Origin of the sequence: Nocardiopsis listeri (assembly GCF_020741345.1) — a bacterium.
In the GTDB taxonomy this organism is placed as follows: Bacteria; Actinomycetota; Actinomycetes; order Streptosporangiales; family Streptosporangiaceae; genus Nocardiopsis; species Nocardiopsis listeri_A.
The window spans coordinates 1-7141 of the sequence record NZ_DYZD01000115.1 but is presented as its reverse complement, the minus strand read 5'-3'; the positions used below and the strand labels follow the sequence as shown (position 1 = coordinate 7141).

At 66.7% G+C, this 7141-nt stretch carries 6 protein-coding genes; 5 read left to right on the top strand and 1 reads right to left on the bottom strand.

Features of this window, described 5'->3' with window-relative positions; translation table 11 throughout:
- The first annotated feature begins 260 nt into the window (after positions 1-260).
- Together K8V84_RS06830 and K8V84_RS06825 are read left to right on the top strand one after the other, a co-directional pair.
- Entirely contained in the window at positions 261-920 is a 660-nt protein-coding gene (locus K8V84_RS06830; RefSeq protein ID WP_304071880.1) for an ATP-dependent Clp protease proteolytic subunit, read from the top strand.
- On the top strand, positions 917-1528 hold the full coding sequence (locus tag K8V84_RS06825) for an ATP-dependent Clp protease proteolytic subunit (protein WP_304071878.1): 612 nt from the start codon (positions 917-919) through the stop codon (positions 1526-1528). Before K8V84_RS06830 ends, K8V84_RS06825 begins: the two co-directional genes overlap by 4 nt.
- 359 nt (positions 1529-1887) lie before the next feature.
- Here K8V84_RS06825 and K8V84_RS06820 read toward each other — a convergent pair whose 3' ends face one another.
- Positions 1888-2280: a helix-turn-helix transcriptional regulator gene (locus tag K8V84_RS06820; protein ID WP_304071876.1), complete on the bottom strand. Its 393-nt coding sequence runs from the start codon at positions 2278-2280 to the stop codon at positions 1888-1890.
- 222 nt (positions 2281-2502) lie between these two features.
- Here K8V84_RS06820 and K8V84_RS06815 point away from each other — a divergent pair, with 222 nt between their 5' ends.
- The 3 genes from K8V84_RS06815 (at position 2503) to K8V84_RS06805 (ending at position 6738) form a co-directional block, all read left to right on the top strand.
- Positions 2503-2937 (top strand): hypothetical protein, encoded by a 435-nt coding sequence (locus K8V84_RS06815; RefSeq protein WP_304071875.1) that lies wholly within the window; start codon positions 2503-2505, stop codon positions 2935-2937.
- 178 nt (positions 2938-3115) lie between these two features.
- Positions 3116-3280: a hypothetical protein gene (locus K8V84_RS06810; RefSeq protein WP_304071873.1), complete on the top strand. Its 165-nt coding sequence runs from the start codon at positions 3116-3118 to the stop codon at positions 3278-3280.
- Between the two features lie 350 nt (positions 3281-3630).
- A complete protein-coding gene (locus K8V84_RS06805; RefSeq protein WP_304071870.1) occupies positions 3631-6738 on the top strand; it encodes a BTAD domain-containing putative transcriptional regulator in 3108 nt (1035 codons plus the stop codon).
- Positions 6739-7141: the final 403 nt, after the last annotated feature.

The window sequence follows — 7141 nt, the reverse complement described above, 5'->3', positions numbered from 1 at the left end:
TGACCTGCGCGCCGCCATAGACGACACCTGATCGACGAACCTCATCCCCCTCCCCCTCCATCCCCCGCCGCCAAGGACTCCAAGGCCCCGAGTCCGCGTATTTCCAAGGCCCCCACCCGGGGCCTTTCGTCATGTTCGGGGCGGGTTCGGGGGTGGCTCTGCCGTCGGCAGATCTGCTCCCGGGCGAAATCGTGGCGGTCGCGGCCCCGTCCGCCGCAGGCTGGGATCACCGGTACGAACGCCGGTGATGAGGAGGACCGATGCGGACACCACGACCCACACTCGCCACCGAGTACGCGCCCGGTGGCGGGTTCGACGACCAGCTGGCCGCGCGCCTGCTGCGCAGCCGGATCGTGCTGCTGGGGACCCAGGTCGACGAGGACAGCGCCAACCGCGTGTGCGCGCAGATCCTGTTGCTGGCCGACGAGGACCCGCACAGGGACATCACCCTGGCGATCAACAGCCCCGGCGGAGTGATCAGTGCCGGCCTGGCCATCTACGACACCATGAACTTCGTGCCCAACGACGTGTCCACCCTGGTCATGGGGTTCGCCGCCAGCATGGGGCAGTTCCTGGCCTGCACCGGGGCTCAGGGCAAGCGGTACAGCATGCCGCACGCGCGGATCATGATGCACCAGCCCTCCGGTGGGCTGGGCGGGACCGCCGCGGACATCGCCATCCAGGCCGAGAACCTCGCGCACACCAAGAGCACCATGGTGCGGCTCATCGCCAAGCACACCGGCAAGAGCGAGGAGACCATCGCCAAGGACCAGCACCGGGACGCATGGTTCACCGCGCGGGAGGCACAGGAGTACGGATTCATCGACCACGTCGTCGAGACCGTCGACCAGATGGAGGGCGGCATGCGTCTGGGCGGTGCCACGCCCGGGTTCGCCGGCCCGAGGGGAGGAGAGCGATGAGCGGGCGCTACACGGTGCCGATGGTGGTCGAACGCACCCCGAACGGGGAACGCTCGTTCGACGTGTTCAGTCGGCTGTTGTCCGAACGGATCATCTTCCTGGGCACGCCCATCGACGACGACGTCGCCAACGTGATCATGGCTCAGATGCTGCACCTGGACTACGAGAGCCACGAGACCGACATCCAGCTGTACATCAACTCGCCCGGGGGTTCGAACACGGCGCTGACCGCCATCTACGACACGATGCGGTTCGTCAAGGCGGACGTGGCGACGGTGTGCATGGGCCAGGCGGCCTCCGCCGCGGCGGTGCTCCTGGCGGCGGGCACGGCCGGCAAGCGCTCCGCGCTGGAACACTCCCGGGTGCTGCTGCACCAGCCCTCCACGGAGGGACAGGGGCAGGCGGCCGACCTGGAGATCCAGGCCGCCGAGATCCTGAGGGTCCGTGCTCAGGTGGAGGACATCCTGTCCCGGCACACCGGCCAGACCCGGGGACGGCTCCGGGCCGACACCGACCGGGACAAGATCTTCACCGCAGAGCAGGCCAAGGAGTACGGCCTGGTGGACCACCTGATCACGACACGGCAGATCGCGCCGCTCGCGGCTTGATCCACCAGGTGTGCGAGGTGTGTGGGTCCCGCGTGCCCCCCGGAGCCGGTCGAAGGAGGGCCCGGGTACGCGGAGGCCGCCGCGCCTTGTCGAGACGCCCCCCAGGGTGGCGTGGAGCGTTGCGAGACCGTCCGTCATTTCTTGCCCACCACCCGGAACACGTGAGGATTCCGGTCTCGGCGGAACGGGAAGCGGGGGTGCGGTGGTTCCGGGCAGAGCGCCCCGGAACCACCGCCGGGCGCCGCGCGCCTGGGATGGGCCGAAACGCGGTGCCGTCTGGCGGGTGCGCCGGGACGACGAGAAACCGGGGGCCGTCGGGCCGGCGTCCATGCTCTTCGGTTGTGCGGGGGATGAAGTGGTCAGGCCGCGAGGGAGAGCACCCGGGCCTGGTGGGCCGGGGCGACGGGGGCCGTGACCAGGTGTGCCCGGTGCGAACCGGCCCGCTCCAGGCGGAACAGCGTGGTGCGCTGGTACAGCTCGCCGAGCACCTCGGTGATGCTCAGACCCAGCGACCGGTACACGGCGGCCAGGACCTCGGAGGAGGCCTCCTTGCGGCCGCGTTCGATCTCGGACAGGTAGGGGAGCGACACCTGGGCGTCTTCGGCGACCTCGCGCAGGGTCCGACCCTGTTCGACACGGGTGCGACGCAGAAGGTCACCGATGAGATCGCGCATGAGCGGTTCGCCCGCCGGCTCGTCGGGGGACGGACCCCTGCGCGCCTGGTCCAGGGAGCGTAGGACGCTCTCGCTCATCTGGTGCCTCCCCCGTCGAGATCTCCGATTTCTCGACACTACGCCGTGAAAAGCTCGAACGGGAGAGGTGTTCGTGGCCTTATGCGGACGGCAGAACCTCTGCGCCGCTCGCGGCCGTGGCCCTCGGGACGGGTGGGGCACCAATGGCCTCGGTCTTCCCGGCCCGGGTGGTTCCATTACGCCCTTCCTTCCGATCGAGCGGATATCCGGAGAGTGGTGTCTGTGTTCGATGCTGTCGGAGGAGACGGGCCGACCCGTGACCAAAGACGGGAGGAGGCCACACGAAAGCACCGGTGGGGCAGGGTCCGCAGGAACCTCTTCCTCAGCGGGCCGTTCCTCGTGATGTTCGTCCTGCCGCTGCTCATCTCGCCGTACCTGAAGTTCCGTCACAACCGGATCCTGCTCACCGACCAGGTGCTCAAGGTGGGACGGAACGCGGTGCCTCTGGAGCGCCTCGCCGTGGAGACGGCCGCGCCGGACCGGGGACCTCGGACGCTCGACCGGATCCGGTACAGGCCTCTGCTGAATCACAGGCCGGACACCCCCATGGGCTACACCCCGGTCGCCCTGTACACGCGCGACGGCGACCCGGTGGCCGTGGACTCCCGTGAACCGGACAAACTCGTCCGGGCTCTGCGCAGCCTCACCCCGCGGTGACCCTGGATCGTTCCGCGGCGGGGATCGTCGGCGGTGTCCAAGGCGATCGGTGGGTCGACCTAAGGCACCCCTGGGAGGCGGATCCGCTGCACTCTCCCGATGTGCGGCCGGGGGCCTTAGCGCGAATCTGGAATCAGTCGGGAGAACAGCCCCGGCGCAGATCCCGGAGGAGACCACCATGCACGCCGACCTCAGCGCCCAGGCCGCCGACCTCTACCGTGCCGAGGCCGAGCGTGCGGCCCGCCACGAACGCCTGATCGCCTCGGCGAGGACCGGCAGGCCGGGCCTGCGCGAGCTGTGGGCGCGGATTCGGACACCGCGCTCCCACACCCTGGCCGCCTGAGGCCGGGGGACCCACGGCCCCGGGCCGTGAGCGAGGTGCCGTGTCGAGCGGGGTTCGACACGGCACCTTTCGTATGTCCGAACATATGCACGTGCCGAGGAATGTGCAGAATAACGCGCGCCGGAACATGCGAAATTCACGTGCACGGTTTCGAGAATGCTAGCGTCATTGATCCGGAATGTACACAGTGCGACCCGTGTGAATTAGAGTCCCAGGGTTTGTCGTCCGCCTGGCGGGTATCCTGCCTGTTCGTGGGGTCCGATTTCGGTCCCCATGAAGATATCCGAATCAATAATCTTGGCAATCCGTAATTCGGATGTCATGATGGTTCGGTGTTGGGTGGTGACAGGTTGGAAATACGAATCCTGACCTCGGTCCCACGGATTCTGGTCGAGAATCGACCGGTCGACGTGGGCTCCCCCAAGGCCCGCCTCGTCCTCGCGGTACTGGCAGAGTCCGCCGGTCGTCCCGTACCGACCCCGACCCTCATCGACCGTGTCTGGGGCGAAGTCCCGCCCGACTCGGCGCGGCCCAGTCTCCACGTGTACGTCAGCCGTATCCGAAAGGGTCTCAAGAACGCCGGGGCACCGACCGACATCAAGCATCGGTCCAGGACCTACACCCTGGAGATCGATCCCGACGCTGTCGACTGGCACTATGCCCATAACCTCTCCGAACGGGCGCGCAAACTCACCCGACGAGGAGAGCACACGGCTGCGCTCGCTCTCCTGGAAGAGGCCCTGGAACTATGGGACGGCGACCCCCTCGCGGAGTTCTCCGGGGCGTGGGCGGACTCCCTGCGGCGACGCATGGGTCAGGGGCGTCATGGTCTGCTCGGCCAGTGGGCGGAGGTGGGATTCGTCCTCGGCCGTCATGAGGAGATCCTCGAACGGCTGGGACACCATCCCCATGGTGAAACCCTGACCGTCCTGCACATGAAGGCCCTGGCCATGTGCGGCAGGCACACCGAGGCGATCGGGTGCTACACCGAACTGCGGGAACACACCGTCGCCGAGTTGGGTGCCGAGCCGAGTCCCCGAACACGAGCGCTCTTCCAACGCATCCTCGCCGAAGCCGACGGTGACGAAAGCCGATGGGCCGAACCCGTCCCACTCGCGGAACCACGGCGGGAAGTGGTGGACACCCTCCAACCCGATGTCCCCGATTTCCTCGGCCGTGAAGAGGAGCTTGAGGCCCTTCTCGCGTCTGTTCGCGATTCAGAGGGCCGCACCGTGGTGCAATTGATCCATGGTCTGGGCGGCGTTGGGAAGACCATTCTGGCCGCGCACGCCGCCCACCATCTACGGGACCGGTTCGACGTACGCCTGCAGACGGACCTGACCGGAGTGAGCTCCGACCAGATCCTCTTCCGCCTGCTGCAAATGCTGGGAGCACCGGGAAACGGGATCCCGGCAGAGTCCGAAGCCCGGGTGGCCCTATGGCGCCGTCAGGTGGCGGGGCGGCGGGTGCTCCTTCTTCTGGACAACGCCGACCACCACGACCAGGTGATCCCTGCGGTACCGGGAACCGCTGGAAGCGTCGTGATCGTGACGAGTCGCAGAAGCCTCTCCGGGCTCCACGGGGCCCGAAGGCTGTTACTGCGCTCCCTGGACGAAGAGGACGCCGCGCGGATGTTCGCCGCCTTCACCGGACGAGACGTCGCGGACGAGGGCATGAACCGGGTCGTCTCCCTCACCGGCCGGTTGCCGATCGCCCTGCGCAGCGCCTCTGCCCAGTTACGGCTTCGATTCACCTGGAGCCTGGAACAACTGGCCGATCACCTGGAAAGACAGCGGTGGAATTCGGGGCATGGGGCCGATTGGGAGGCCTTGGCGGTCTTCGCCGGCACCTTCGAGGAACTGGGTTCGTGGGCCCGGCAAACCCTCCTGTGCATGAGCCTGCATCCCACCACGGTCATCTCCGATCAGGCGGCGGCGGCCTCCCTGGGCATCTGGGAGGAGACACAGCGGGCACTGGAAGAACTGCTGGATGTTCACTTCCTGGAAGAGGTCAGTCCAGGGCGTTACCGGATGCACGACCTGGTCCGGCAGTTCGCCCGCCAACGGCGGGCCCGTTCGATGTCGGAAGGGCAGCGCAGGGAAGTGGAACGGCGCATCTTCGACTACTACCTGGCCACCGTGGACAACGCCGATCAGGTGGCAAGGCCGGGGAGACGGAGAACCAAGCGCCCGATCACTCGTAGCGCGGCCACGGTGACCTTCCGCCTTCCTCGTGAGGCCCGTGATTGGTTCGCGGACAACTTCCCCTCGGTGGAAAGGGCCATCGAATACGCCCTGGAACGAGGTTTTCCCGAGTACGTGGCCAGGATGCCTTTGGCCATGGCGGGGCTCCTGGAGAGCAACGGGCCCTGGGACCGGGCTGAAGCCCTGTTCCAGGACGCGCTTCGGGCCTGGCGTGAACTGGACGATCCCCTGGGGTTGGCGGACTGCCTCTATGAGTTGGCGCTCGTCCGCCTGAACCTGATGGACAAGGACGGGTCAGAGAGGTGTCTTCGGAAAGCGATCGAGGTGTGGAGAGGGAGCGGCTCGGAGAACGAGATCCCTCACGCCCTCGACCGGCTCGCGATGATCCGGGCCTCTCGAGGAGATCACGCCGGAGCCGTGGTCGAGTACAAGATCGCGCTCGGGGAGTTCTGCCGCCTGAGGGATCAACGTGGCATCGCCAAGGTGTACAGCCACATGGCGATGAGCTATCTCGACCGTGGAGAGAGGTCGCTCGCTGATATCTCGTACACGACAGCGAGAGCTCTCTACCAGGCGCTGGGTGACAGCCAGTTCGAAGCGACGGTCACGATCAACCTGATCGAACTCCGGTTCTCCGAGGGCCGACATCGTCATGTTCGGCGCATGGCGCAACGCTGTCTACGCCTGTTCCAGGAACATGGAGACGTGTCCGGTGTGGCGCGAGCGCGCCAGGTCCTCGGGCTTTTGGAGAACTATCTGGGCAGGTATGGGCAGGCCCTGGAGAGTTTCCAGGCCGCACGAAGAGCGTTCTGGGTCACCCGTGACGAGCGAGCGCTGACCCTGTGCGCCGCGGGTATGGGAAGCGCGCTTTTGGGGTTGGGGAGGGTTGTCGAAGCGCAGCGGACCCTGGAGGGCGAACTGGAGCTTGTCCGTTCACGTCGGAGCCCAGAGGCGGAGCCGCCGTTGCTCAGGGTTCTCGGAGACATCCGGGTCGCCCAGAAGAGGCACACCTCAGCACGTTGGAACTACCTGGGGGCACTGCGCGCGGCGGAGGAGTGCTCCTCCGCCTACGACGAAGGGCTCGCCTACGACCGGTTGGGTGACCTCAGCAGTACGGAAGGCGACATGGAGCAGGCACTCGAGTGCTGGCTGAGGGCGTCGATGCTCCTCGCGTCCGAGCCCTCCCCGCAACAGGCAGAGGTTCTCCTGAAGATCCGGATCGCGGCCGACGCGGATCTCAGTCGACCCGGCTAGCTGCGCAAATCCGTCTGAGTCGGGAAATGCCTGCGAAATGATGTTCGGTGCTCTAGCCTGTCTGCGTTCCCGATGAAATCGGGAACCCCAGATGCACCATCCGCCCCCCATCAGGAAGCCGGTCGCCTTGCGCTCACGCGACTTCTTGTCACATGTCTTTTTGCGCGCCCTGGCCGGAGGCTGGCCACGGGACCCGCGTTGTGTCCGTTCGGCGACACATCGAAGATGGACCGATGCCGTGGTGGAGGCTGTCTGAGGTCGCCTGAGGTGTTGCCTTGTTCCGCAGTCCATCCGATATGAAGCCGAGGGGTTACTCGCGGAACGCCCTTTCGAGGCTGGGAACGCCTGAGAATGCGGCTTGGTGACTGGGTTTGGCGGTCGGGGTGGGGGTGGGTTCTTCCTC

Bases quoted from the DNA above. Each gene is read 5' to 3' on its own strand.
- K8V84_RS06830 (WP_304071880.1), top strand. From the start codon at position 261: ATGCGGACACCACGACCCACACTCGCCACCGAGTACGCGCCCGGTGGC.
- K8V84_RS06825 (WP_304071878.1), top strand. From the start codon at position 917: ATGAGCGGGCGCTACACGGTGCCGATGGTGGTCGAACGCACCCCGAAC.
- K8V84_RS06820 (WP_304071876.1), bottom strand. From the start codon at position 2,280: ATGAGCGAGAGCGTCCTACGCTCCCTGGACCAGGCGCGCAGGGGTCCG.
- K8V84_RS06810 (WP_304071873.1), top strand. From the start codon at position 3,116: ATGCACGCCGACCTCAGCGCCCAGGCCGCCGACCTCTACCGTGCCGAG.